The sequence below is a fragment of the Pseudomonas germanica genome, from assembly GCF_019614655.1.
GTDB classification, from domain to species: domain Bacteria; phylum Pseudomonadota; class Gammaproteobacteria; order Pseudomonadales; family Pseudomonadaceae; genus Aquipseudomonas; species Aquipseudomonas neuropathica.
Genome location: NZ_CP071586.1, coordinates 5,156,770 through 5,180,305 on the forward strand (window position 1 = coordinate 5,156,770; position 23,536 = coordinate 5,180,305).

Annotated in this window: 25 protein-coding genes; 17 read left to right on the top strand and 8 right to left on the bottom strand. The window is 56.4% G+C overall.

What is annotated here, in order from left to right:
* Positions 1–118 precede the first annotated feature (118 nt).
* The 4 genes from J0G10_RS22790 to J0G10_RS22805 all read left to right on the top strand — a co-directional run bounded on the left by J0G10_RS22790 (position 119) and on the right by J0G10_RS22805 (position 4,042).
* The gene (locus J0G10_RS22790; RefSeq protein ID WP_192002622.1) at positions 119–874 is read left to right on the top strand and encodes a PFL_4669 family integrating conjugative element protein; all 756 of its coding nucleotides are present in this window, start codon (positions 119–121) and stop codon (positions 872–874) included.
* The gene (locus tag J0G10_RS22795; RefSeq protein WP_220556795.1) at positions 871–1,389 is read left to right on the top strand and encodes a DUF3158 family protein; all 519 of its coding nucleotides are present in this window, start codon (positions 871–873) and stop codon (positions 1,387–1,389) included. Before J0G10_RS22790 ends, J0G10_RS22795 begins: the two co-directional genes overlap by 4 nt.
* Positions 1,386–1,856 (top strand): single-stranded DNA-binding protein, encoded by a 471-nt coding sequence (locus tag J0G10_RS22800; protein ID WP_220556796.1) that lies wholly within the window; start codon positions 1,386–1,388, stop codon positions 1,854–1,856. The genes J0G10_RS22795 and J0G10_RS22800 overlap by 4 nt, the downstream gene beginning before the upstream one ends.
* Before the next feature lie 215 nt (positions 1,857–2,071).
* Positions 2,072–4,042, top strand: a complete 1,971-nt coding sequence (locus tag J0G10_RS22805; RefSeq protein ID WP_220556797.1) for a DNA topoisomerase III — start codon at positions 2,072–2,074, stop codon at positions 4,040–4,042.
* 46 nt (positions 4,043–4,088) lie between these two features.
* On the opposite strand, the gene J0G10_RS22810 is transcribed toward J0G10_RS22805, so the two are convergent.
* A complete protein-coding gene (locus J0G10_RS22810; RefSeq protein WP_047542283.1) occupies positions 4,089–4,346 on the bottom strand; it encodes a hypothetical protein in 258 nt (85 codons plus the stop codon).
* A gap of 209 nt (positions 4,347–4,555) precedes the next feature.
* On the opposite strand from J0G10_RS22810, the gene J0G10_RS22815 reads away from it, so the two are divergent.
* The gene (locus J0G10_RS22815) at positions 4,556–4,897 is read left to right on the top strand and encodes a helix-turn-helix domain-containing protein (protein ID WP_025214468.1); all 342 of its coding nucleotides are present in this window, start codon (positions 4,556–4,558) and stop codon (positions 4,895–4,897) included.
* Positions 4,898–5,480: 583 nt separating this feature from the next.
* On the opposite strand, the gene J0G10_RS22820 is transcribed toward J0G10_RS22815, so the two are convergent.
* The 6 genes from J0G10_RS22820 to J0G10_RS22845 all read right to left on the bottom strand — a co-directional run bounded on the left by J0G10_RS22820 (position 5,481) and on the right by J0G10_RS22845 (position 13,943).
* Positions 5,481–7,184, bottom strand: coding sequence for a hydantoinase B/oxoprolinase family protein (locus J0G10_RS22820; protein ID WP_220556798.1), 1,704 nt, complete (start codon positions 7,182–7,184; stop codon positions 5,481–5,483).
* The gene (locus J0G10_RS22825; protein WP_220556799.1) at positions 7,181–9,232 is read right to left on the bottom strand and encodes a hydantoinase/oxoprolinase family protein; all 2,052 of its coding nucleotides are present in this window, start codon (positions 9,230–9,232) and stop codon (positions 7,181–7,183) included. The genes J0G10_RS22820 and J0G10_RS22825 overlap by 4 nt, the downstream gene beginning before the upstream one ends.
* A 60-nt stretch (positions 9,233–9,292) precedes the next feature.
* Complete coding sequence (locus J0G10_RS22830) at positions 9,293–10,006, bottom strand: TorF family putative porin (protein ID WP_220556800.1); 714 nt, start codon at positions 10,004–10,006, stop codon at positions 9,293–9,295.
* Positions 10,007–10,172: 166 nt separating this feature from the next.
* Positions 10,173–11,459 carry a purine-cytosine permease family protein gene (locus J0G10_RS22835; RefSeq protein WP_220556801.1) on the bottom strand — a complete coding sequence of 429 codons (1,287 nt, stop codon included), beginning with the start codon at positions 11,457–11,459 and terminating at the stop codon, positions 10,173–10,175.
* 160 nt (positions 11,460–11,619) lie between these two features.
* Positions 11,620–13,404, bottom strand: a complete 1,785-nt coding sequence (locus tag J0G10_RS22840; RefSeq protein WP_220556802.1) for an aminopeptidase P family protein — start codon at positions 13,402–13,404, stop codon at positions 11,620–11,622.
* Positions 13,404–13,943 (bottom strand): peptidylprolyl isomerase, encoded by a 540-nt coding sequence (locus J0G10_RS22845; protein WP_220556803.1) that lies wholly within the window; start codon positions 13,941–13,943, stop codon positions 13,404–13,406. Before J0G10_RS22845 ends, J0G10_RS22840 begins: the two co-directional genes overlap by 1 nt.
* Between J0G10_RS22845 and J0G10_RS30160 the strand changes: the two genes are divergently transcribed.
* Positions 13,942–14,076 carry a hypothetical protein gene (locus J0G10_RS30160; RefSeq protein WP_281062454.1) on the top strand — a complete coding sequence of 45 codons (135 nt, stop codon included), beginning with the start codon at positions 13,942–13,944 and terminating at the stop codon, positions 14,074–14,076. The genes J0G10_RS22845 and J0G10_RS30160 overlap by 2 nt on opposite strands.
* On the opposite strand, the gene J0G10_RS22850 is transcribed toward J0G10_RS30160, so the two are convergent.
* Positions 14,077–14,565 carry an Lrp/AsnC family transcriptional regulator gene (locus tag J0G10_RS22850; RefSeq protein WP_220556804.1) on the bottom strand — a complete coding sequence of 163 codons (489 nt, stop codon included), beginning with the start codon at positions 14,563–14,565 and terminating at the stop codon, positions 14,077–14,079. It lies immediately after the preceding gene.
* Between the two features lie 625 nt (positions 14,566–15,190).
* On the opposite strand from J0G10_RS22850, the gene J0G10_RS22855 reads away from it, so the two are divergent.
* The 11 genes from J0G10_RS22855 (at position 15,191) to J0G10_RS22905 (ending at position 23,511) form a co-directional block, all read left to right on the top strand.
* Entirely contained in the window at positions 15,191–15,763 is a 573-nt protein-coding gene (locus tag J0G10_RS22855; RefSeq protein WP_220556805.1) for an STY4534 family ICE replication protein, read from the top strand.
* Positions 15,764–15,834: 71 nt separating this feature from the next.
* Positions 15,835–16,092 (top strand): hypothetical protein, encoded by a 258-nt coding sequence (locus J0G10_RS22860; RefSeq protein ID WP_220556806.1) that lies wholly within the window; start codon positions 15,835–15,837, stop codon positions 16,090–16,092.
* Positions 16,093–16,192: 100 nt separating this feature from the next.
* Positions 16,193–16,687, top strand: coding sequence for a RadC family protein (gene radC / locus J0G10_RS22865; protein WP_220556807.1), 495 nt, complete (start codon positions 16,193–16,195; stop codon positions 16,685–16,687).
* A 53-nt stretch (positions 16,688–16,740) separates the two neighbouring features.
* A complete protein-coding gene (locus tag J0G10_RS22870; protein ID WP_220556808.1) occupies positions 16,741–17,487 on the top strand; it encodes a DUF5983 family protein in 747 nt (248 codons plus the stop codon).
* Positions 17,488–17,593: 106 nt separating this feature from the next.
* Complete coding sequence (pilL2, locus tag J0G10_RS22875) at positions 17,594–18,136, top strand: PFGI-1 class ICE element type IV pilus protein PilL2 (RefSeq protein ID WP_220556809.1); 543 nt, start codon at positions 17,594–17,596, stop codon at positions 18,134–18,136.
* The gene (locus J0G10_RS22880; RefSeq protein WP_220556810.1) at positions 18,133–18,804 is read left to right on the top strand and encodes a DUF2570 domain-containing protein; all 672 of its coding nucleotides are present in this window, start codon (positions 18,133–18,135) and stop codon (positions 18,802–18,804) included. The genes pilL2 and J0G10_RS22880 overlap by 4 nt, the downstream gene beginning before the upstream one ends.
* A 9-nt stretch (positions 18,805–18,813) precedes the next feature.
* Positions 18,814–19,533, top strand: a complete 720-nt coding sequence (locus tag J0G10_RS22885) for a TIGR03759 family integrating conjugative element protein (protein WP_220556811.1) — start codon at positions 18,814–18,816, stop codon at positions 19,531–19,533.
* Positions 19,515–20,063: a lysozyme family protein gene (locus J0G10_RS22890; protein WP_220556812.1), complete on the top strand. Its 549-nt coding sequence runs from the start codon at positions 19,515–19,517 to the stop codon at positions 20,061–20,063. The genes J0G10_RS22885 and J0G10_RS22890 overlap by 19 nt, the downstream gene beginning before the upstream one ends.
* Entirely contained in the window at positions 20,060–20,575 is a 516-nt protein-coding gene (locus J0G10_RS22895; protein WP_220556813.1) for an integrating conjugative element protein, read from the top strand. The genes J0G10_RS22890 and J0G10_RS22895 overlap by 4 nt, the downstream gene beginning before the upstream one ends.
* Positions 20,576–20,584: 9 nt before the next feature.
* A complete protein-coding gene (traD, locus tag J0G10_RS22900; protein ID WP_220556814.1) occupies positions 20,585–22,690 on the top strand; it encodes a type IV conjugative transfer system coupling protein TraD in 2,106 nt (701 codons plus the stop codon).
* An 89-nt stretch (positions 22,691–22,779) separates the two neighbouring features.
* A complete protein-coding gene (locus J0G10_RS22905) occupies positions 22,780–23,511 on the top strand; it encodes a TIGR03747 family integrating conjugative element membrane protein (RefSeq protein WP_220556815.1) in 732 nt (243 codons plus the stop codon).
* The last annotated feature ends 25 nt before the right edge of the window (positions 23,512–23,536 follow it).

A 23,536-nucleotide genomic window follows, 5' to 3' on the forward strand; every position in this document is an offset into this window, starting at 1 on the left:
AGCGTGTCGGAAATTAACCGTCTCGAACCAAACCGAACAGACCGCATTCAGCTTTTCTACTGTCCTTGACCCTCATCTGTCGCAACGTCCCCGTCCAAGCCTATGCGAGGACAACACCGTGGCCGATCAATATCAGCTCAACCTGGGCTCATTGCGCAGCAGCATTACCCTGACACTGCATACCCACCACGCCGCCCGAATCTGGCAAGGCAGAACCGCACGCGAAGGTGTCCACTCGATCATGGGTATGGCGGGCTACATCAGCGTCACCAACCTGATCAAACAAGCCGCAACGCAGGACGATCCTTATGCTGACTGGGCGATCGTGCAGCTCGAAGAAAAATTGATGCAGGCCAAGGCTGGGATGCAGGAACTGACCCAGCAGTTGGACCGGATCAGACAGGACCTGCCAACGCAGATCGACATGAGCGACAACCTCAATATCCACCCCGTCACCTTACCCTTGTACATCGGCAGCCAGCTGGGGTTTCTCGCCGTCTACCTGCTGACTGACTACGACACGCTGGTGCGCCACACCTTGTTGGCCCATCACACCGCCTTGATCGGTCGCAGAGACATGGAAGCCTGGATAGACGACGGTGCCCACCTGTTGCGCAGCCTGTTCGGTCAGGCGCAGCGCTATCGGCATGCTGGCGTCACCCGTGATGACATGGCGGCGAACAATGCTCGTGCTCTGGCGGCCATGGAGAAGTTTGGATTACCCCCTATGGACATCCTTGAGGGGCATCGCCGCTCCCAGTTCGCGCCACCCATCATTCGTCGTGGTGCTGTGGCAGTGGATAACGCTGACGCGTTGGCCGAGGAAGCTGTCGAGCCATCTGCGACAGTCGATGAGCCAGAGGACGAAGTATGAAGCCCCTAATCCCGACTCAACCAATGCCCCTCGAAACACTAACAGCGGATGCCTATCGACAGCTCGAACACGCTGCCTCCCTAAAAGGCCTTTTAAAACCTTTTAAGGGTAAGGGGGAACTGGAATACCTGGCGCAGGTGGCGAGGGAAACCGAGGCGCAGTTATGTCGTCTGATGGAGGCTGTGGCGCAGCAGGCCGGACAACCGCCTTACTCGCTGCTGGATATTCGATTGGTGCTGCAGAACACCAGTGCGGGCAGCACCTTTTTGCGATGGCGCACCCGTGATTTCGCCCGTATGGGCGTTGCGGTCTGGGAACGCCAAGCCTCCAACAAGGCCTTGCCGCAAGCCGTACGCGAGGGGTTACACCGTTTCGAATGCGAGCGCATTGCACTGAACTTGCAGATGAGCGTGGTGCATTCGCTCTATCGTCAGGCTTCAACCTGCGCGATCAAAATGGCCAGCGCCGAACGGCTGCTGCGCCAGTTCACACCAGCAGCGGAGATATCACGATGAGTACCTTTTTCGTCGGCGAAGGCAACATTGGCAGTGCGCCAGAGTTCCAGGAGTTCCCATCAGGCAATGACGAGCCACGGCGCTTGCTGCGCCTGAATGTGTACTTCGACAACCCCGTGCCACGCGATGGCAGCTATGAGGATCGAGGCGGCTATTGGGCGCCGGTCGAGCTCTGGCACCGAGAGGCTGAACACTGGAGCGCGCTGTACCAGAAAGGTATGCGCGTACTGGTCGAAGGCCGCACGGTGCGCGATGAATGGGAGGACAGCGAAGACAATGCGAGGGTGACCTTCAAGATCGAGGCACGTCGTGTCGGCATCCTGCCTCATCGTGTGCAAAACGTGGTCATGCGGGAGCGCTCCAGTGAATCAGCCTCATCTGCGGCTCCCGTCGGGCAGGCTACAGACCAGGCCAGCTCGCCTACGGCGAAGTCCAAAAAGCGCAGAGGGCAGCCACCATCGACATGACAGACTTGAGGCATAAAAATTGCGCCTTTGCGCAAAGTTCCTGGCCTGTCATTACTCGCTGCTCGTGAAGCACTGTCATCCACGCGACTACAAGGTAGCCTCGCCCACAACACCGCCCTCACCGACTAATATGAGGAATCTGCCATTCAGGTTTCTCATAGCTCGCCACTGCTGTTGCCAACGAGGCTGCTCCGAACTCAACCCGGAGCAGTTCTATGCGTCTCTTTCTCTGCGAGAAACCCTCCCAAGGTCGTGACATCGCCAAGGTCCTCGGGGCCACACGGCGTGGCAATGGCTGCCTGATCGGTACCGAGACAACCGTCACCTGGTGTGTCGGCCACTTGGTGGAGGCAGCACCGCCTGAAACTTATGGCAAGCAATTCAAAAGCTGGTCTCTGGATCATCTACCGATCATTCCCGCTCAGTGGAGGGTTGAGGTCAAACCCAAGACTGTCGCGCAGTTCAAAATCATCAAACACCTGCTCAGCGAAGCTACCACCGTCATCATCGCCACCGACGCCGATCGCGAAGGTGAAATGATTGCCCGCGAGTTGCTGGAGTTCTGCAACTATCGTGGTTCTGTTGAGCGCCTCTGGTTATCCGCACTCAATGAGGCGTCGATTCGCAAGGCATTGTCCTCGCTGAAGTCAAGCGATGAGACCCTCACGCTGTATCACTCAGCCCTCGCCCGCAGCCGCGCCGATTGGCTAATTGGTATGAACCTCAGTCGTTTGTTTACCCTCCTGGGACGGCGGGCGGGTTATGACGGCGTACTGTCGGTTGGACGCGTCCAAACGCCCACTTTGCGCTTGGTGGTTGATCGAGATCGTGCGATTGCCAGCTTCGTCTCGGTGCCGTACTGGGTGGTGAATGTGCACCTGTCCTCAATGGGGCAACAACCATTCATCGCATCGTGGATACCACCAAGCTCAGGACGTGACGAAGCCGGTCGCTGCCTGCAGCAGGCGCTCGCAAGTCAAGCCCTCCAAGCGATTTCTAGCAGCAAGACCGCCACCGTAGTCTCGCTGCAGACTGAGCATTTGCGCGAAGCGCCACCCCTGCCCTTCGACCTGAGCACACTGCAAGAAGTCTGCTCACGCAAGCTGGGAATCGGCGCTCAGGAAACCCTGAACATCGCCCAAGCCTTGTATGAAACCCACAAAGCCACCAGCTATCCGCGCAGCGATTGCCGTTATTTGCCAGAGAGCATGTTCAACGAAGTAGCCGCGGTATTCGATGCCCTGCTTAGAATGGATCCCGCGTTACGCCCAGCGCTCGGAGGCGTCGATCGATCATTGCGCTCACGAGCATGGAACGATGCCAAGATCACCGCGCACCACGCCATCATCCCCACCACCGAGCCGGCGAACCTTGGGCGGATGTCTGAACAAGAGCGCCAAGTCTACGAACTGATTCGTAGCCACTACCTCGCGCAATTCCTGCCGCATCACGAGTTTGATCGAACCGAGGTCGAACTGGAGTGCGGCGCCGAGCGTTTGACTGCTGTTGGCAAACAGATCCTCGTCCAAGGCTGGAAAGGCTTACTCTCCGACAACCCCGACGACGATGAACCGAGTCAAAAGTCCCAGGTGTTGCCCGCCCTACAACAGGGTAGGCAGTGCGCAGTGGACGACGTTGAACTCAAATCCATGCGCACCGCTGCGCCCAAATCGCTCACCGAGGGCGATCTGATCAAGGCGATGAAAAACGTCGCCAAGCTGGTCAACGACCCGCGCCTTAAACAGAAACTTCGGGATACCACCGGTATCGGAACCGAAGCCACGCGAGCCGGCATCATCAAGGGCTTGATTGATCGCGGTTACTTGCTGAAGAAAAAACGTGCCCTAATGGCCTCCGCAGCGGCCCATACGCTGATCGAAGCGGTACCCGCTGCAGTCGCGGATCCGGGTATGACAGCGATCTGGGAGCAAGCTCTGGATGAAATCGAAGCGGGACGTCTGACCTTGGATGCATTCGTCGCCAAACAGGCGAACTGGATTACGCAGTTGGTCGAGCACTACGGAGCGCTCACCTTGTCGGTAGCGGTCGAAGCCGGACCGTACTGCCCCATTTGCAACGCATCAATGCTTAGGCGGAAGGGAAAATCAGGACCGTTTTGGTCATGCTCCCACTACCCGGACTGCAAAGGCACTGTGCCGATCAGCAAAGGGCCGCGTCGGCCATGACGCACCGTTGGTGATCACATGAATCTTTGGGGGGCTGATGTACGGGTCAGTGCATCATCAACGGCAGTTGATCCTTCTCCAAGTCGCTTAGCGGTTGTCCGATTTCACGGGCCAACGCGATGCCTGTCGCAATCCATATCTGCCCCAGTTCGTTGAAAGCTTTCAGGTGAGCAGGATCTTCGTTGAGCCAATGAACAAGGCTGTCGAGGTGTTCGGGGTTATCAGGGCAGTCATGGATCTTGATGAACAGCTCCAGTGTTCGATCCCAGATCAGGTCCATGACGTTCTCGCGCTGCTCATCCATGCTCAACCTTTCCTCCGTTTGGCCCTATCAGACCGCTCAGTCTCGCTGGTCGCTTCGGCCTCTGATTCCTGGAGGAATAGATGTCACGTCGCGACAAACAGCTATTTCAGTCAATATAACAACCCTAAAAGTCGATACTCAACCGTTAAGGATGTTCATGTCAATGGGTCTTTGCTCAACCATTCGGGTTGAATTGGAGAACTCATCACTTGGCACATAAACATCCAACCCAAGCCCAAATCGGACGCATGATCGCGAAGCACCGCACCCAGCGTAATCTGACCCAGGAAGAGGTGGCTGAACGCCTGGGGATCGGCAGCGAAGCCATTTCGCGCCTTGAGCGGGGTGTAGTGGAGCTTTCCGTGGTCAAGCTGATGCAACTAGCGGACATCTTCGACTGCCGGATGGATGAACTGCTGACGGAGTCGAGCAATCGTCCCAATGACCAGGGCCAGATGATCGCGGGTCTGCTGAACGGCCTTCAAGAAAGCGACCGTGCCTTTGTCCTGGCTACCGTCCAGCAATTGGCTGCTCATCTCGCCAACAAATAAGCTCATTCACTCGTATTCGATCTAGAGGGTTGCCCTCTGTCTTGACGTCATCCTTCCCTCTCTGCTGTAGTACCTTTCGGATCACCGCCAACGGCGACCCAAGACCGATTCGCTCCGGGTAGCTCGGTCGGACTCCTGGAGTTCGGAGCCTTCTCTTCTGCGGAATTTCATTCCCGCTTTGTGCTCGACCTGATCGCAGTGGCGGATGACCAATGTTGCCTCTACCAGGCAATAGCGGTCATCCGCTTCAGCGATCGTATTCAGTCCCGGAGCTCGCCGGGGAAACACTGGGCACCCTTTGTGCGCGGATGCGTGCCAGCATGTCCCGACCCAGGCCACGACAAGGGTCGGTTGGCGAATCATGGCGCAGTTAAGTCAAGTTTTGCGAGGAGCTTGTCGACTGCATCAGACCGCCTAAGGTGGCTCATCTATTCGTTGCCCGGCACTCTGCCGGGCTTCGCTTTTCCGCTGATTGCCTCTCCCGCAATTTTACTAAATCGGTCTACGGCGCCTTGAAACTTCCCGGTGACAGTTCCATACAAGGAACAAGAACACGTCCAGGCCAACCTAGACTGTGTGAAACTTAAAGATCTGCCCGTTTGTTTGCTGCCAAAGACATTTGTTGGGGATAGTACCGCCAGGCTTGTTCAACCGAGATGTACTCATTTTTAATATCGTCCTGGATCGCCTCAAGGCTCCGTCTATGAGCCGGGCCCCAGCCACCGCCGTTGGCGGTGACCAGACGCAACAAATCCCCTTTTTGAAGCGCCACACGATTGGCTCTACTGAATCGCTCGGTCTTCCCTTGTATACGAACGACCTCAGCAAAATTGCATGAGCCTTCCTGCCCCTCATCAACCCCCCATGGCGGAGTAGAACCTCGCCCGAAAAATGTCGAGACCCATGCCTTGGGTGACAAGATTCGATAATCGAGCATCACGCCTCTTCCGCCACTGTGACGACCCGCCCCACCCTCTTCGTGATGAAATCCATACCGCTCGACCAGCACTTCGTAACAGCGCTCCGTCAGCTCTACCGGAATGTTGCTGGTTTCACCGTTACCGACGCAAAACTGACCGCTCTCCCCATCCTTGTCATGGCCCGCTCCCCAACCGCCTACCAATGGCTGGACCAATAGATATTCGTCATTGGTAATAGAATGCCGACCGTTCAGGACCATTGAGCATACGGAACCAAGTTGCCCGGCGATCAAGCGATCCGGCAGCAATTGCGCCAGTGCCCGGCGCAACACATCGGCGGCCGCAACCATCGACTCGAAGTACGCTGACACCGGCGCCGGGCGCTGAGCCGTGCAGATAGTGCCGGGAGGGCAGATCACTTCGATTGGGCGGAAGCACCCGGCATTAGCTGGAATCCCTGGCCGGACGACCCCCATAAACACTTCACGCACGGCGGACTGAAGACCGCACAAAGTATTGTTGATCGGCCCTTGTGCCTGCAGGCTTGAGCCGGTGAAGTCAGCAATGAAGCGGCCCTCACCTATTTCCACCTTGACCTTTACCGTGAACGGTCCGTTGCCTAGACCATCCTCATCAATGACATCTTCGGCATGAAAGGTCCCCTTAGGAAGACTCTCAAATGCCGCCAACACCATCGCTTCACCGTGTTCCAGCAACCGTTCGATGGCATCAAGAGTGGTTTCTTCACCGTATTTAGCCACGATCGACAGAAGTCGACGCTCCCCTACGCGCAAGGCGGCGGCGCAGGCATGCAAATCGCCAAGGGTCATGTCTGGCAAGCGTACATTGGCCGCAATCATGTCTACCACGGCCTGATTGATGCGCCCCCGGTCATAGATCCTTACAGTAGGAAACTGCAAACCTTCCTGATAGATCTCTGTCGCGTCGGAGCTGAAGCTGCCAGGGTCTTTCCCGCCGACCTCAGTCCAGTGTGCCTTGTTGGCGGTCCAGGCTATTAATCGCTCCTCATGGAACACCGGCATGATCATCGACACGTCGGAAAGATGCGTCCCGCCGCCGCCGTATGGGTCATTGGTAATAAACATATCGCCCGGAAGAATGTCAGCCGGAGGGAATTTTTCCATCACGCTGCGCACTGCACCGTCCAGCGTGCCGATGAAGCCCGGGATACCGTTGCCTTGTGAAATCAGTTGCCCACGTGCATCGGTGAGGCCGATGCCGTAATCCAGCGCCTCATAAATGATCGGGCTCATGCTGGTGCGCTTGAGAGCAATGAACATCTCTTCGCCGATAGCAACCAGGGCGTTTTTGATGATCTCGCGTGTAAACGGGTTGGCGTTATTCATGCCAGAACCTCCTGCACATTGATGTGGATATGAAGGCCGCCGTATATATCGACCTCAAGCCGATCACCCGGACGAACCACCGTGGTCGTGGTTGCTTCTTCTATGATCGCCGGGCCATTTATCTGCATGCCACTGAGCAAGGCTGTGCGCTGGTAGAGGGGTGTTTTAATCGATTGTTCAGGTTCGAACTCGACCCAGCGTCTTCCACTCAGTGCGTTTTCGGCAGTACCCGAAGTACTCACGCCGATGGGGGCCATAGGTGTTTTAGGTACAGAGCCAAACGCCACCAGATGGAGGTTGACTATCTCCACAGGCAAGTCCAGACGGAAGGTATAAGCCTGCTCGTGTCGAGCGTGAAAACGCTCAAGTATCGGCAGTAAATGCGGCTCCTCGAGGGCGACCTTGACGGTGTGTTCCTGTCCGGCGTATCGCGCGTCAATGTGCCATTCGAAACGAAGCTTTTCGCGAGACATTCCATCGTTATCAAATTCTGCTTCAGCCTTTGCCTGGAGCGTGGCGAAGGCTTCGACCAGATGCTGCAAGCTCTCGTCGTCGAGCCGTTGAAGATGGGTTTGGATGTAATCGCGACGTGAGTCGAGCATCAGCATGCCCCAGGCAGAAAAGACTCCGGCGAATGGCGGAATGATGACTTTCGGAATCCCCAACTCAGCAGCCAGAGCACAGGCATGCAGTGCGCCGCCGCCACCGAAGGCCATTAAGGCGAAGTCGCGCGGATCGTGACCACGATTCACCGAAATCAGCTTGAGTGCGTTGACCATGTTGGCGTTGGCAATCTGTAGTACACCGTGCGCCAGGAGCTTGGGTGATACACCGATCCGTTCGCCCAGTTGAGCAAAAGCCCTCTCCACGGCGCAGGTATCCGGCGTGATTTCCCCACCTGCAAAGTCGTTCGGATTGATCCGACCGGTATAAAGATTGGCATCCGTTGTAGTTGGCGCCACCCCACCTCGTCCATAGGCAACAGGGCCAGGAGTCGAACCGGCACTTTGAGGTCCCACCCGCAAGCTGCCCGCTGCATCGATCCAGGCCAGACTGCCTCCGCCGTTACCGATTTCAACGATATCAACCACCGGAGTCATGATCGGATAACCGGCACTGACAGCCGTTTTCTCAATGACGTAATCGTTGCTGATTTCCACTTGGCCCTGATGAATGAGAGAACACTTGGCAGTGGTACCGCCGATATCCAGTGCCAACAATTGGTTTTCGCCAATCAACTGGCCGTACGCCTGAGCCCCAAGGATGCCACCGACCGGGCCGGACTCCACCAGGCTGATCGGGTCCTGCTTGGCGGCGTTGACTGGAGAGATTCCGCCGTTGGATTTCATGATGAACGGAACAGGTTGGAGGCCACTGTCTGACAGATGCCTGGACAGGTTATCCAGATAGTCCCGAGTAGCGGGCATGACATAGGCCGATAACACAGTGGTATTGCTACGCTCGTACTCACGTAGGGCACGGCTGACCTGATGTGACGCGATCACCGCGACCTGCGGCCAGAGTTGTTTCACGGCGGTCATCAACTGTTGCTCATGCACCGGGTTGCAATAGGCATGCAGCAGGCAGATCGCAATAGCTTCAACGCCCTCCTCGCGTAAGGTATCGAGCATTGTCGGCAGGGTTTTCAAATCCAGCTCGGTGATCACCTCGCCGCGATAATTCAAGCGTTCACAAATCTCGAGACGTAGATGACGCGGGACGAAAGGTGGCGGCTTGCGGTAGTAGGCGTTGAATATATCCGGCGTGTTGCCACGAGCGATCTCTAGCACGTCACGGAATCCACGGGTGGTGAGCAAGGCTGTTTTAACGCCTTTGCGCTCAGTCAACGTATTGATCACCACAGTGGAGCCGTGGGCAAAAAATGCTATGTCGGCATAACTGACACCGCTTTTTGCAACGGCATTGAGCAAGCCTTGTTCGAAATCAGGCGGCGTGGTGTCGACCTTAACCGCATGGATCACGCCGTTCTCTAGGTAAACAAGATCAGTAAAAGTGCCACCGATATCGGTAGCCACACGAATGGTCATAGGTCCTCCGGCGTAACATTCAAATCAAACCGACAAGCGAGCCTGCCGGTTCCTGGGGCATCAGAACGTGTGAGAAATGGCGAATATCAATCGTCCGTCGTTACGTAGGTATTCACCACTGTTGGCAAAGCGGCCCGACAAGTCAGTGTCGACCCAGCTCAATTTCGTATTCACCGGGCCAAAGCTGCGTTTCAGAGCGATCTCCCAGTTTGTGTATTCGTGGCCGCCAGTGACCTCACTGTCGCGGAAATACTCACCGTAGGAGTGTCCGGCCAAGAATGTCAGATCGATTTGCAACGGAAGATTGAAGGTGTAATCAGCCGCCACGTAGCGGGACGCCTTGGACGAACTGATCAAATCGTTGGAGTAGTAGTAATAGGCATTGAAGTTGCCGTAGCCGAGGCTGAATCCAACTTCTGGATAGTCGATGTTGTAGTTAGTCGACGGGAAATAATAGTAGTAGCCAATCACGCCATAACGCAGCCCGTTTTCCAACTGACCGTTATAGCCACCGTAGAGATCGACCTCGACATTCGCCCCATCGTCATAGGGATCGCCGTTCTTATAGCTATCGGTGCTGGAAACCCAGGTGCCAACAAATGCACCGCTTTCGGCGGTCCAGTCCAGACTCATGCTCAAGGCTGGTTTTTTACCGGAATAACCGATGCCGCGGGTTTGATATTCGGAGGTCAATGCAAGCGTACTGGAGACTTCTGCATGAGCAGCACTGCCGAATGCCAATACCGCCAACAACACGAATCGAATGATTTTCAAAGGATCTGCTCCTGAACTTTTAGGTTTTTTTATGCGTTACGGTTGGCAGAAAAAGGACAAGACGAGCCTGTCTAAAACTTTCTTGTTAGGGTATTCACTGAAAGATGGGCACGGCTTCGCTCGGGACGAATCCCGGGTCACAGGGTTGGCTTAAGGGGCGAGTTTGCTAACGAGATAACAGGGACGCAGAAACGGGGCGCAACCGGCAAAGCGTCAGGTACGCCACGAGGGCTACCAGCAGCGAATCTAGCGTGGGTTGCGAAGTCAATGTCCAGCCTTCAAAGGATGTCATCCAAGCGACACCGCTGGCTAATGCCCAACTGAACAGCGCAGGCCAGCCAAACGCTGCTGATTGCATCAAAGCCTCGACGTCATAGCGTTGGCGACGCATCAGGAAAAAGTCCGTCACATATATGCTCGCCAATGGTGGAATCACGATGCTCAACGCCATGACGAAATCCAGGAAATGCGTCATGAATCCACCCACCGCCAGTGCAGTCGCGAGCAGACTTCCGCCTACCGTCAATTTCCAGCTTGCGGTACGGCTAATCGTCGCCAGTGTTAGCGTCGCGGAATAAAGATTAGCGGTGTTGGTAATCCAAGTGGAGAACACCAGTACCGTCAGGGCCGGCAACAATACGCCCAGACTTGCCATGATCAGCATGATTTCGGTTTGATTGGTGATGATCGACAGCAAACCGCCGATGATCAGCACGAAGGGAAAGCCTACGGCCATACCAAGGATGGCGATCAACGCATCTTTTTCCGTACGGGCATAGCGGGTGAAATCCGGCATCAGTACCGGTGTGAGAATGACCATGCCAATAGTGCTGGCGATGGCCAGTGCGAGGCTATCACCAGCCCCCATGAATCCCGCCAGTTGGCCCGACGACGCCCGCTGCAACCCTAGATAAAGCGCAAACAGTATGAACAGCGCCATTAGCGGCACCGAGTAAATTGACAAACGATCCAGGCCACGCAATCCGTAAATGGCCATGAGTGTCATCAGAACGCTGCCCCATATACAGTGGACCCACGCAGGTGTGCCTAGACCCCAGGCGCTCTGCAAGGCGCTGGATATGGTGCTGCCGAAGATATCTACCGTAGCGGCATAGAACCCCAGCAACGTGACGGCCATGGTCAGGTTGATGAGCTTTGCACCATGGCGACCGAAGGAAAACTGGAGAATCATGTAGGTACTTAGCCGTGTCCGCACACCGACCAACGCGGTCAATGCACAGAGCAACCCAAGCACTGCGCATACTCCGACAAAAACCAGCGATGCGGTGGAGAAGCCGACTTTCTGAGTCACATCAGCGCCTAGCCAGAACACTGGCAAGGTCATTCCAATCCCGAAAGTAATGAGCGCCAGTCCGGTTCCGGAAACTGTTTCAGACTGGGGGACGGGTCTGCGATCATACCCGTCAGGAATTGCTTTTTCTGTGCTGCTCATGCTCGCCCCTATACTGGCAATGTCTGATCTTCCACGATAAGCAGAAGGCAAACTGATTATTAGAATTGCTATGAGGCGCTCGCAAACGCTGGAAATATCTTGCCAGCCCGCCGGGAAATCTAACTGCGCTTTTGCGGGGGCCAGCGAAAATTTTCAACGGTTATTCAGCACGAAACTGCAGGTTGTTCGGTGGGACTTGCCTCAGCAACCATCCTGCGACTTCCGGCTCCAGATCCGGAGCCAAGGCAACCCAGACACTGCGTTGATAGTCATCAACCCACTGTGCCTCGACCTGACTCAGCATTCCACGCTCAATCAGTTCATTGGCCAGCGGGGCTAAGGTCAAAACGCGGAAGCCAAGAAAACCGGGATGTTTCTCGACTCCAACCACTTCATAGAGATTCTCGATACGAATACCTAGCTCACCGGGCAAATAAACGCCTGGCTCAATGGATGTCACCATCCCTACTTGAAGAGGCACCGCACTGACGTGGGTTGCAATTCTGTGAGGTCCTTCATGCACATGCAGGTAGCTGCCGACTCCATGCCCCGTGCCATGGGCATAGTCCAGACCTTCACGCCACATCACCTGACGCGCAACGCTATCGAGTTGTTGACCACTGGTTCCTTTGGGAAAAATGCAAGTTGCCAAGGCAACATGTGCGCGCAATACAGTGGTATAGAGAAGCTGCTGCCTTGCGGTGGGGGAACTGCACGCCAACACCCGGGTTACGTCGGTGGTGCCTTGCGGGTATTGGCCACCGGAATCGATAAGCAGTAGCTCCCCTCTTTTCAGTTTTGCGGCCCGCCCTGGTTTGGGCAGGTAATGCGGCTGCGCACCATTGGCGCCGGTAGCAGCAATGGTCTCGAAACTCACGCCGCGGTAATCGGAGTGCAAGTTGCGCCAGCGTTCTAGAGACTCGACTACTGATAACTCGCTCTGCCCGAGAAACCTTTCGCATCGGTGGTAGAACTCGTAAAGAAACCGGCACAGCGCAAGCCCATCGATACGATGCGCTTCACGACTGCCTTGCAGTTCGGCCGCTTGCTTACAGGCCCGTAGCAAAAGCAGAGGGTTCGGCCCATCAGAAATTGAACAGCCTGCTGACTCGAACAAGCGGTAGACAGCTGCCGTGCAGCTACGACGATCAATCAATACCCGCCGGCAACCGACGTCAACGAGGTGTTGAATGAGTGTATTCAGCATCTGCGGTGGGCGTATCGTCACCTCCTCTGGCAACCATCCTTCAGGCAGTTGGAGTCGGGCTGCATCAATAAACCAATCAAGCTTGCCATCGGCGTATAACATCCCGAAGCTGAACGGTAATGGCGCAATAGCAATGTCCTGTCCGCGCACATTCAACAGCCAGGCCAACATATCCGGCGAAGGCAGCCACAAAGCATCACACTGTGATTCGCGCAATTTGTCAGTGAGTTGCCCGAGTTTGTCTTCAACAGCAGCACCGGCATATTCAAGTGCCCAGGCAACCACCGGGCTGGCCGACACCGTGGGACGATCCGACCAGCATTCATCCACTGGATTTTCGAGAGTGTCTTGCCAGATGAAACCCGATTGCGTAGCCATGAACTGCCAACGGGTATACTCATCGATGCTGTGCAACCTAGCATCACAGGCAACGGTGGCACCGGGATGAAGCTGTTCACGCAGCCAGCTGAATAGACTTACATCGTCCAGCGTCAGCGTATCGAGTTGCCCTCCGCACTCCTGGCGGGCCTGCTCCGTATAGCGGCCATCGATCAGTAGCGCGGCACTCTTTTGTGTCAACACCGCCAGTCCCACGCTGCCACTGAAACCGCTCAGCCAGAGCAAGCGTTCGTCGGCAGGCTGAAGGTCCTCATTCAGATAGATATCACTTCGAGGCAATAAAAAAGCGTCGAACTGATGAGTCGCCATGACGGCCCGTACACGCCCATAGCGATCCATCACACACCTCGCTGTTGGCGGTAAGCACGCACAATCGCGATCTCGCCCTCAGGAGGCAAATACTCCTGCTCTCCAGCACATGCCCAGATCGCCTCAACTACTTCCATGCCTGTGCAAACTTGCCCAAACACCGCGAACCCCAAGCCATCGAGATGGCGAGCACCTCCATGATCGAAATGCGGCTGGTCCCCCAGGCAAATGAAAAAATCGCCTTCAGCACTGTTGGGACCGTCACGCCCTAACGACAAGGTCCCGTGACGGTGTGTCAGCCCAGTTTGCAGAGTGCTTTCGAGTTCGATCATCGGAAAATTATTTGGGTCCAATGGTCGCGTGCCACCGTGAATAACACTAATGCGCACCGGGTCTTCAGGTTGTTGATTAGACGGACTGACGATGCGAAAAAAGCTGCTGCCGTCATAGCGGCCGCTGTCAACATAGGCTAGAAAGTTAGCAGTGCTCAGCGGTGCCTGCTCACCATGCAACTCGACGGTAAAACATCCCAGAACAGTTTCTAGTGTGACGTACGTAGGTGTAGACATGGCTGTTCTCCCTCAGGATAAAACCACCATTGTCCGCAAAGAAGACAGTGCAAAAAATCGAGATAACCGGTCAGCATTGAACATGCTGCGGGATGCCACCGCCCTTACCGCAGATTATGCAGAATGCGTGTGATCATTCACGCCACATCAGGTTCTCCAAAGGATAGCCTGCAAACCATTTGGTTTTATCGAGGATGATACTGCTGCTGATTTTGAGAATGTTGGGATTTTCATCCAGAAGCTGCTCACAGAGTGCGTTGAAGTCCGTCACTGTCGAACATGTCGCTAGGGCGATGTAATCAAACTCACCGTCTACCTTCAGGCAGTCAACCAGCTCACGGCGCTTGGCGATGAAACGCTCGAATTGAAGACGCAAATGTCCCGCGTGATCACGCAGACTGAACATGACATATGCCATAACGTTGATGCAGATTGCATCAATGTCAATCGAGGCCATGTACGCCCGTATATACCCTGCATCCTCCAGCGCCTTAGTCCTTTGCAGACAGGCGCTAGGAGAGAGGTTAATCTTTTCGGCCAACTCTAGATTGCTGATCCGTGCGTTATTTTGCAGATTCTCGAGGATGGCCCGATTGATCCGATCCAGCTTTACTCTTTTCATGCGGCCCTTACCTCAAATCAACGATCAGCCCGACCTCGTACGGGCGGAGGTCTTTATCAGATTGGCATGAGGCCGGGAATCTGGATAGTCCATGACCATCGGATTTCCATTTCGGATCACAAAACGCTGAGACACTGCATCTGGTCAGGTGCGCTCAAACTATCAAATTTTGCCTCCTTAAAAATGTCCGACTGGTCAACTTCTCGCTTTTTCATTCCAATCACTGCCACTGTGTTCTGGTCTAAAAAAAGCGGATTGCAACGCCTTGACGTTCTCCTTTGTCGGGCTTATACAAAAGGCGTAGTTCGCTGTCGTTGACAGCCCAGGTAGCCAGAACCCTCAAGGCTACGCCACGCTTGTGGTGGTTTACCCAAGTGCGATCAGCGTTCGGAGGTTCGCACGATTACCGCTTCAGCGGTGATGAATGCCCACTACCCTAGGTCCGCAGACCACTGCTGCGGACTCTCTTCTGCTGCACCGCTATTCCCTAGGCGCGTCGTTCTGTTTGTCATCGGCTGCCGGTGGCGTGTCGTAATCGCTTGCCTTCACCTTAACCCACCCTGACGGGGCTCACTTCCCCGTCAGGGGTTGTGCGTCGCCGTTTTCCCTCGAAAGGAGAACCATCATGGCCCACGCCAACCAATCCCAAGAAGCTACCGCTTACTTCAATCTGCACACCGTCGGTATCGGCTACCTCAACCGTGTTCGTGAAGTACAAGTCCGCCGCGGCCAGCCGTTCATGGCCTGCGATATCGCCGCCCTGCACGGTGCAACCGATGCGGTCGAGTACACCCGCTTCGACTGCAAAGTCGCTGGAGGTGAAGCTGAACGCTTAATTCGTCTCTATATGGACGCCGTCAAAGCCGAGAAAAAGGTCTTGCTGTCGTTCCGTATCGGCGACCTGTGGATTGACCCATTTCTCTATGAGAAAGGCGATAAACAAGGCCTGCCGGGGGCCAGCCTGAAAGGTCGTCTGCTGTACATCGACTGGATCAAGGTCAACGGCACGTACGAATACAAAGCGCCTGCCAGGCAGGAGGCAACAGCACCTGCTGAGCAAGCGCCAAACAGTGAGCCATCCCCAACGTCGGCTGATGCCGAAGCTGAGGATACCGACAACCCAACAGAGTCCAGGACTGAACCTGAATCTCCACGCACTCCCCGCCGTGTCGCCACACGTACTGTTCAGTCCGCCTGAACAATTCACGATGTTTTACATCAAGGCGCTCAATCGAGCGCCTTTTCTTCAGTCAGCACAGGAGAACCAACATGGAATCCTTCTGGCTTTGCGAAGACTGCCTGTTCGCTGCGGCTTACGAGGACTACAGCACATTATCGCTCTACTACACGACGGATGAGATCGAGAAACGCATCGCCGGTCTCCATCAGGAACTGGTTCGATTAATGCCCATCAGTGCCGACTTCGATCCCGAAACCGGCCAGGGGATAAGAACCTTCTCCCCATTGCCCTGCGACGGTTGTGATTCACAACTGCACGGACAACGCCACCGATTCACTCGGCTGTAAACAGCGCGTCATCGGGCAATGCCCGTGACTCTATATCCACCTCGGGGACACCACTCCCCTCGGGTGTGTACCCCCGGATTGTTCCCTTCGGAGGTACCTCATGAACACCCAGCTCACCCTGATTGAAGCCTCGGATGTCGAGGCTGATCGTATCGCCCAGGAAAACCAGCTGATCGACGAAGCGCTGCACATTCTGGATCATCGGCTGTTCACCCGCGGCCCCAGCCTGACGTCACCTGACGCCGTGGCCTCATACCTAAAACTGTATGTTGCCCCCCAAGAACATGAGGTTTTCAGTGTGATTTTTCTCGATGCCCGCCATCGCGCTCTGGCATTCGAGATCCTCTTTCACGGAAGCATCGATGGCGCCAGTGTCTACCCGCGCCAAGTCGTCAAGCGCTCCCTAGCACATAACGCGGCAGCTGCCATTGTCGTTCACAACCACCCCTCCGGTTGCACGGAACCCAGCCTGGCGGATCGCGCCTTGACCGCACGGTTGAAAGAGGCCTTGGACTTGATCGAAGTGCACTTATTGGATCACTTCATCGTCGGTGAAGGTCGTCCTCTCTCCCTTGCCGAGCATGGCTGGCTTTAACCCCCCAAAGGCTTCTTCGGACGCCTTATTCATTTCCCTTCTGGAGAATCCTCATGAACCCAACATCCCAACCCTTAGCTCTGCCGGAAACCTCGAATCCATTTGCTCGCGGCTACGACAAGCTGCATATCGAACGACTGCTACAGATCACCTACGCAAATGACTGCCCTCCCTGCTTTCGCACCGTACACGACGCACAAGCCTATCTGCCCGATGATGCGTTAGAACTGTTTCCCTGCCTGTTCAATGACGACGTGGCTCTGATCAGCGAGGGTCAGTCCATTCCGGATGAATTGGATGAACGCTTCCAGTCCACCGGACTGGTGCGGCAAGTGATCTATGCCGTGACTGGCGAAATGCTCAACGAGCGACATCATGTCGGAGACCTGTACTCCCTGGAAGAAGCCCAAGCCATGGTCCATCGTTTGAACTTCGACACAGGACACTACAGTCGAGCCTGGGAGATCAGTACCGCACACCTCACTGACGAAGCACTGCACCACTTGGAAAGCCGGGTTGGCAATGCCGTCTCCAAGCCAACAGGACTGCTGTTTGAACCCTTTGCCCTGCCAGACTGCAATGGCGTCGGATGTAAGCTGATCGGCACGCCCTGGACCGACGATAACTTGGTGCAGATCGAGGGCAATCCTTACTCGTCGCTGAGACAAGAGCAGCTCGACGCCGGTACGCCGGAGGCCTTGGTCAACGTACTGTATCTGGCGGCATTGGCGGATGTGAGGTTGTTGATCTTCGACCCCGACGCTGCCGTCTTGGATGGGCTAGCCATTTTTGATGAGTAGCAATGCCTTCAGCGTTAACGCGACTCGCCTTGAATCAACTTTCTCACTGATTGGCTCGTTCACCTCATGTCAGGTTCTGCACTGAATCTGACATGAGGTTTTTTCCATGGAGCGTTTTTTCACGCCTGTCTGCCTGCTGGGCTTGCTGAGTGCCTGCACCGCGCAAATACCAAACCCATTGCCGACTAATGCAGAGATTGACGGTGGCTCCAATCGGCCCCAGTTATCGAGGAGCCCGGCCGACGAAAGCCATCCGTCAGAGCTCCGCTATGGCCGCTATACGCTGGTCAGCACCGAGCCCACCACAGAACAACATGATCTTCTCACTCAAATCATTGACGTGAGCATTCCGTCCAACCTGAATCCCTCGGTACAGGAGGCGATGCACTACGTGCTGCAGCGCTCGGGTTATTCGCTCTGCCCTGCTGCCGAACCAGTAGAAATACTTTTCACCCGGCCTCTGCCCGCAGCCCATTACCGGCTCGGCCCGATCCCATTACGCAGCGCACTGCAGGTACTGGCTGGCCCCGCCTGGCAACTCACGACCGATGAGGTCAGCCGTTCGGTCTGCTTCGAACGGGAGAAAAATGACGCTGGCAACGTGCAGGTCACACCAACCTCGTCCCATCAGTCGGAGGCACGCCCATGAAAGCCTCGACATTTCAAACTCTCATTGTCGGCTCCCTTTGTCTGGCGGTCTCCGGGCTGAGTGGTGGCTTGTATAACCAGTATCAACGCGTGACCGAGCTGGAAAATGCGAACGCCCAACGCTTACAGACCCTGGATACCCTGCAACGTGATTCAAGCACCCTCATGGATGCACAGGAGAAGCTGCAGTACGCACTGAAAGACCTGAAGCAGATGGCCGATACCGGTGAGCAACAGGCCAATACCCTCGATCCGATGTTGGATCAATGGGCGCAAGAGATTCAGGAGCTACGCGACGGTCTGGCAGACCGTGCCACCGCAGCCGATATGATCGTGCTACGCGCACGACTTGAGAACGTTGAGCAGCGACTCCTGGACCTCAAGCCCCAGTCATCACTCCCATCACCGACGCCCTCCTCAGCCAAGCCGAAAAAAGCCGCTCGCGCTAAGCCTGCCCCGCTCTCGCCGCCATTCTCAGTGCTGGGTGTTGAATCCCGCGGTGGCGAGCGCTTTCTGGCCGTCTCACCTCCTGATAGTCGCTCGCTCACAGATATCCGGTTGCTGCACAACGGCGAGCAGCTCGGCACATGGCAGCTGAAGGCGCTGGAGCCGAACGCGGCCATCTTCACGGTGCCCACTCAGCCAGACCAGACCGTGCAACTCCCTTGAGAAACGATCATGAACCGAGCGCTACTGTCCCCTGTCGTCTGTCTCGTTTCATTGCTTAGCACGGGCGCTGCGATGGGTAACCCTGTCACGACACCGCCACGGACCCAGGACACGCAGCCTGCTCCGCTGGAGCGTTCGCACTCAGAACAGGCGGCAAGCTGGGGCCTGACGGAGCAGGAGTGGACACGCTTCAAACAGATCCAAACCGGTCCGCGTGGTTACTGGAGCCCGAATCTCGATCCGCTGACTGCACTCGGTGTCGAAGCAGAGAACGACCAGGAGCGTCAGCGCTATGCCGAATTGCAGGTAGCGCTGGAAGCCAAACGTGCCGAGCGCGAGTTGGCCTACCAAAATGCTTACACCGCGGCCTGGGCCAAGCTGTTTCCGGGGCTGTTGCCGATCCAGGGTATGGCATCCCCGTCCCCTGCCAGCTCATCGGTAGAGCCGCGCCAAGCTCTGTTTGTCGAGGACCATTGCCCAGCGTGCACCGCTGAAGCGCAGCGTCTGCAAAGCAGTGATACGGCGTTTGATATTTACATGGTGGGCAGCCAGGGCGAGGATGAACGCGTCCGTCGCTGGGCTCGGCAAGCGGACATCAATCCGGCCAAGGTTCAGCGCCGGCAGATTACCCTGAACCATGACCGAGGTCGCTGGTTCAGCCTGGGTGCTGCGGGGCCATTGCCCGCCACATTTCAACAGGTGAACGGACAATGGCAACGCTTAGACTGAGTGGACTTGCGCTCATGCTGACGATGCTCGCAGCCCAGGCTGACGAACTTCCGCCGCCTGCCTATCAACTAGCGGCGCATGACGCCAGCATCCCTTCAAAGGTGCTGTTCGCGATTGCGCTGCAGGAGAGTGGTATCCGCGTCCGTGATCAACTGCTGCCCTGGCCCTGGACCCTGAACATCGGAGGAATACCTTACCGATTCGCCACACGAGCGGCCGCCTGTCACGCCTTGCTTCAAGCACTCGTCCGACATGACGCCAAGCGGGTTGATGTCGGTCTTGGACAAACCAACCTGGGTTACCACGGACAACGTTTTCCCAATCCTTGCGAAGCCCTCGATCCCTACCGAAATCTCGCCGTGACTGCCGCGCTGTTGCAGGAGCATCACGCCGCTACCGGTGATTGGGTGTCAGCTGCCGGCCGATATCACCGCCCGGCAGGAGGAACGCCGGCCGCGCGTTACCGCGCCGGCTTTTCCCGCCAACTCGAACGACTGCAGGTTTCCTTCAAACAGGGCACACCACCATGAAGCGAATACCCCTTATCTGCTATTTCATCCTGCTCTTGGCTACTTTCGCCCAGCCGGAACTGACCGTAGCCGAGGATCAGCCTAGCGACTTCACCCGCCTCCATTTTCAGGTCGCCAGGCCGCCAATAAACAACGAGATCCAGCCTAATCGGGCCATGCATGCGGACCTGTCCACTTTTGCCGATGAAGCCTGGACACTACCCGTCCGCAGCTCTCACTTGAGCCCTGGCCAAATCACGTCTCGCGCCCTGAACATGCCGGGCTTACGGCCATTTTTCCTGGTAGGTGAGGATCCCCAGTCACTGGCTTGGTTGCGTCAACGCGCGGCCGAACTGCACGAAATGGGCGCGGCCGGCCTCGCCGTCGAAGTGGCCGACACCGAAGCTTTGGCGCGGATTCGAACAGCCGCTCCGAACCTCACCATCCTGCCGATCAACGGTAACGACATCGCCACCCGCTTGCAGATCGAGCACTACCCCGTCTTGATCACTGCCACCTCACTGGAACAGTGAGTCCAGGTCATGGCCGAGCATGCGATGGAATCCAAGCTCCGGCCAGCGGTGGAGCTGTACACCGTAGCGATCTGCATCGCGGCCGCAATGCTGTGCATGTCCTCGCCCTGGGCCGTGGCCCTGTCACCCGAGATCGGGCAGGTTGCGGCGCTGGCCTATGCCCTGTTCGGCCTGATCCGCCTACGACAAGCCTGGGAGGTGTTGCGCTATCGACGAAATATCCGCCGGCTGCCCCGCTACGAACTGACCAGTCGGCAGATTCCGGTTAACCGTAAGCGTTTGTTCATGGGTCGCGGCTTTCGCTGGACCCGTCTACACACCCAGCGCTTGGTCGAGGCCCAGGATCCGGCGGTCGCCCACTATGTCGACCAACCGACCAGCTACCGTCTGGCCCGTGGACTCGAACGACGCCTGGAACATGCACCGTTTCCGCTCTCGACATTGGCCCGAGTCACGGCTTGGGACAGTGCCTTCAATCCGTTGCGCCCTTTGCCCCCGGTAGGTGGCTCGCCGCTGTTGCATGGGGTCGAGCCCGACGAAATGGAAGCCAGTCTGCCGCTGGGCGAACGGGTCGGACACACACTGGTGCTGGGCACGACCCGTGTCGGCAAGACGCGGCTCGCCGAGGTGTATATCACCCAGGACATACACCGCGTCGAACACGAGGTAGTGATTGTCTTCGATCCGAAAGGCGATGCTGACTTGCTCAAGCGGATGTATGTCGAAGCCAAACGAGCCGGTCGGGATAAGGAGTTTTATGTTTTCCATCTGGGCTGGCCGGAGATCTCCGCTCGATACAATGCGGTGGGACGCTTCGGGCGCATCTCGGAAGTGGCGTCACGCATCGCCGGGCAGCTCAGCGGCGAAGGTAACTCCGCGGCCTTTCGCGAGTTTGCCTGGCGTTTCGTCAACATCATCGCCCGCGCCCTGATCGAGTTAGGCCGGCGTCCGGACTACCTGCAGATCCAACGGCATGTGGTGAACATCGACGCACTGTTCATTGAGTACGCCCAGCAGTTTTTCGCTAAGACCGACCCGAAGGCGTGGGAGGTGATCGTTCAGCTTGAAGGCAAGCTCACCGAGAAGAACATTCCCCGGCACATGGTGGGACGCGAAAAGCGGGTGGTGGCCATCGAGCAATACCTGGCGGCGAAACGGGTGTTTGATCCAGTAATGGACGGATTGCGTTCGGCGGTGCGTTATGACCGCACCTACTTCGACAAAATTGTTGCCTCGCTTCTACCGCTGCTGGAGAAACTTACCACCGGTAAGACCGCCCAGTTACTAGCCCCCAACTACACCGATCTGGATGATCCACGGCCGATCTTCGACTGGATGCAAGTCATCCGAAAACGCGGCATCGTTTATGTCGGCCTCGATGCACTGACCGATGCCGAGGTGGCTGCCGCCGTGGGCAACTCCATGTTCGCCGACTTGGTCTCGGTCGCGGGCCACATCTACAAACATGGCATTGATCACGGCCTGCCCGCATCGGGCAGCAGCAGTGAGAAGCTGCCGATCAACCTGCACGCTGATGAGTTCAACGAGTTGATGGGCGATGAGTTCATTCCGCTGATCAACAAGGGTGGCGGTGCCGGCATTCAGGTGACGGCCTACACCCAAACCCTCAGCGACATCGAAGCGCGAATCGGTAACCGGGCCAAGGCCGGCCAGGTGATCGGCAATTTCAACACCCTGCAGATGCTACGCGTGCGTGAAACCGCTACCGCGGAGTTACTCACCAAGCAGTTGCCTATGGTGAATGTACTTACGAAAACGCTGGTGTCCGGTGCCACCGACACCTCCGATCCCGACGCCAACACAGACTTCACATCGTCTTCGCAGGATCGCGTCAGCAGCACCAGCGTGCCGTTGATCGAGCCCGCTCACATCGTGAGCTTGCCCAAGGGGCAGATGTTCTCCTTCCAGGTCGGTGGGCAGCTCTGGAAAGTCCGTATGCCTTTGCCTAAGCCCTCCAACGATGATGCCATGCCCAAGGACCTGCAAGAGCTTACCCAGCGGATGCGGGCCACTTACAACGAACAGGCGGGCCAATGGTGGAGTGCGAGCGGTGGCGGCCCAACAACCAACTTCGATCTGGATCAGGTGGGGTAGCCCGCCCCGCTACAGGTTTTGACTCAGCAAACACTTATTCGGCAGGCGCCGTGGCAGCATCAACTTAACGGTGCGCAATGGAGTAAAGGATGGCGACTTCCGTACAGAACACGCCGCCACAACCGATCCAGCGCCCGGGATTGATCATCTCGGTTATTGGCTTGGTCTTACGCATTATCGGTTTGCTGATCGCCTCGTTGCTGTTCTCGATACTCATCGAGTTCGCCGGTTTGCTGCTGTTCTGGGGTGATCTGGGTTGGCGGCACAGCCAAGCCATGTTGGCGAACGAACTGGGCTGGCTGAGTGAGCACTTCAAATCTTCTCTCATCCTCCAACAACCTGGACAGACGATTGTCCAGTGGCTGGATTTTCTTAATCAATGGTTATTGGTCAAGACTGGCTTTGCGGACTTCGCTCGGCAGGCGCGGGTGTCGAGCCAGGGCAACGGCTTCTGGAGCTGGATCAACCAGCTCTACGTAAGCATCGAGGACTTCGTAATGGCCGCTGTGTATGTGGCCTTTACCTTCGTGGTGCGCCTGACAATTCTAGTTCTGGCCACACCGCTCTTCTTGATGGTCATGTTCACTGGTTTTGTCGATGGTTTGATGCGTCGTGACTTGCGAAAATTTGGCGCGGGGCGAGAGAGCAGTTTTGTCTATCATAGGGCTAAGCGTGCAATGACGCCGTTGCTGCTTGTACCTTGGATTGTTTATCTATCGCTGCCCGTTTCACTCAACCCTCTCGTTATATTTATACCGAGCGCCGCGATGCTTGGTGTAACAACGGCAATCACCGCGACGACATTCAAGAAATATCTGTGAAATTTGGCCGTTAAGCGTTCCTCAA

Bases quoted from the DNA above. Each gene is read 5' to 3' on its own strand.
- J0G10_RS22795 (WP_220556795.1), top strand. From the start codon at position 871: ATGAAGCCCCTAATCCCGACTCAACCAATGCCCCTCGAAACACTAACA.
- J0G10_RS22800 (WP_220556796.1), top strand. From the start codon at position 1,386: ATGAGTACCTTTTTCGTCGGCGAAGGCAACATTGGCAGTGCGCCAGAG.
- J0G10_RS22805 (WP_220556797.1), top strand. From the start codon at position 2,072: ATGCGTCTCTTTCTCTGCGAGAAACCCTCCCAAGGTCGTGACATCGCC.
- J0G10_RS22810 (WP_047542283.1), bottom strand. From the start codon at position 4,346: ATGGATGAGCAGCGCGAGAACGTCATGGACCTGATCTGGGATCGAACA.
- J0G10_RS22820 (WP_220556798.1), bottom strand. From the start codon at position 7,184: ATGAATAACGCCAACCCGTTTACACGCGAGATCATCAAAAACGCCCTG.
- J0G10_RS22825 (WP_220556799.1), bottom strand. From the start codon at position 9,232: ATGACCATTCGTGTGGCTACCGATATCGGTGGCACTTTTACTGATCTT.
- J0G10_RS22835 (WP_220556801.1), bottom strand. From the start codon at position 11,459: ATGAGCAGCACAGAAAAAGCAATTCCTGACGGGTATGATCGCAGACCC.
- J0G10_RS22840 (WP_220556802.1), bottom strand. From the start codon at position 13,404: ATGGATCGCTATGGGCGTGTACGGGCCGTCATGGCGACTCATCAGTTC.
- J0G10_RS30160 (WP_281062454.1), top strand. From the start codon at position 13,942: ATGGCTGTTCTCCCTCAGGATAAAACCACCATTGTCCGCAAAGAAGAC.
- J0G10_RS22845 (WP_220556803.1), bottom strand. From the start codon at position 13,943: ATGTCTACACCTACGTACGTCACACTAGAAACTGTTCTGGGATGTTTT.
- J0G10_RS22850 (WP_220556804.1), bottom strand. From the start codon at position 14,565: ATGAAAAGAGTAAAGCTGGATCGGATCAATCGGGCCATCCTCGAGAAT.
- J0G10_RS22855 (WP_220556805.1), top strand. From the start codon at position 15,191: ATGGCCCACGCCAACCAATCCCAAGAAGCTACCGCTTACTTCAATCTG.
- J0G10_RS22860 (WP_220556806.1), top strand. From the start codon at position 15,835: ATGGAATCCTTCTGGCTTTGCGAAGACTGCCTGTTCGCTGCGGCTTAC.
- radC (WP_220556807.1), top strand. From the start codon at position 16,193: ATGAACACCCAGCTCACCCTGATTGAAGCCTCGGATGTCGAGGCTGAT.
- J0G10_RS22870 (WP_220556808.1), top strand. From the start codon at position 16,741: ATGAACCCAACATCCCAACCCTTAGCTCTGCCGGAAACCTCGAATCCA.
- pilL2 (WP_220556809.1), top strand. From the start codon at position 17,594: ATGGAGCGTTTTTTCACGCCTGTCTGCCTGCTGGGCTTGCTGAGTGCC.
- J0G10_RS22880 (WP_220556810.1), top strand. From the start codon at position 18,133: ATGAAAGCCTCGACATTTCAAACTCTCATTGTCGGCTCCCTTTGTCTG.
- J0G10_RS22885 (WP_220556811.1), top strand. From the start codon at position 18,814: ATGAACCGAGCGCTACTGTCCCCTGTCGTCTGTCTCGTTTCATTGCTT.
- J0G10_RS22890 (WP_220556812.1), top strand. From the start codon at position 19,515: ATGGCAACGCTTAGACTGAGTGGACTTGCGCTCATGCTGACGATGCTC.
- J0G10_RS22895 (WP_220556813.1), top strand. From the start codon at position 20,060: ATGAAGCGAATACCCCTTATCTGCTATTTCATCCTGCTCTTGGCTACT.
- traD (WP_220556814.1), top strand. From the start codon at position 20,585: ATGGCCGAGCATGCGATGGAATCCAAGCTCCGGCCAGCGGTGGAGCTG.
- J0G10_RS22905 (WP_220556815.1), top strand. From the start codon at position 22,780: ATGGCGACTTCCGTACAGAACACGCCGCCACAACCGATCCAGCGCCCG.